The organism is Polaromonas sp. P1_G4, from assembly GCF_056405475.1.
On record NZ_JBFUCA010000915.1, the window covers coordinates 1 to 950 of the forward strand.

Below are 950 nucleotides of genomic sequence, written 5' to 3' on the forward strand. Positions count from 1 at the left end.
CCCCGGGGGACAGTTCGGCCGGGTCGATCTGCTGAATGCTCAGCACACCCGCTTCATAGGGCTCGCGGATTTCCATCCCCAAGCCGTCCGCGCGGTTCAACAGGTTGTTGGCCGCCTCTTCAAACAGGAACATCGCGCTGGTCTGCCCGCGCTGCGCCGCGGCAGTGACAAACTGGGCCGCCAGCGACGACTTGCCGGTGCCGGGAGGCCCGGCGATGAGGGTGCTCGTGCCCTCTTCCAGGCCGCCGCCAAGGAGGGTATCGAGCTCGGTAAGGCCGCTTTTGAGCTGCTCGCGCTTGCCCATCACCCGCGACTCGGCCGCCACCAGGCGCGGGTACACGCACAGGCCCCCGTACTGGATGTCGTAGTCATGCAGGCCGCCGCGAAAGGCAATGCCGCGGTACTTCACCACGCGCACGCGGCGCCGCTCGGCCCCATAGTCCTTCACGGACTGATCCAGCGTAATCACGCCATGGGCAATGGAGCGCACCTGAAGGTCTATGCCGGCGGCCGTGCGATCGTCGAGCAGCATCACGGTGCAGGACCGGCTGGCAAAGAATTGCTTGAGCGCCAGCACCTGGCGGCGATAGCGCAGCGGCGTATCGGCCAGCAATTGCAATTCGGAGAGGGAATCAATCACCACCCGGGTCGGTTTTCGCTCTTCAATCACGGACAGAATCATCTGTGTGGTGGTACCCATCTCCACCTCCGAAGGGTGGAACATGGTGTATTCGGCCTCCGGCATCAGCAGGTTTTCAGACGGCAGGACTTCATGAATGTGAATACCCTTCATGTTCCAGCCATGGGATTCGGCCACGCCGGTCAGCTCCGCGGCTGTTTCGGCCAGAGTGATGTACACAACGGACTCACCCTGCCGGGCGCCTTCCACCAGAAATTGCAGGCCGGTGGTGGTCTTGCCGGTGCCAGGCTCACCTTCGATCAGGTAGATC

General features: G+C 63.3%; 1 protein-coding gene. It reads right to left on the reverse strand.

Annotated elements, in window-relative coordinates:
* Positions 1-949 (reverse strand): ATPase domain-containing protein (locus AC1D1X_RS24415; protein ID WP_477699504.1); only part of this gene is annotated, 949 nt, incomplete at its 3' end.
* Position 950: the final 1 nt, after the last annotated feature.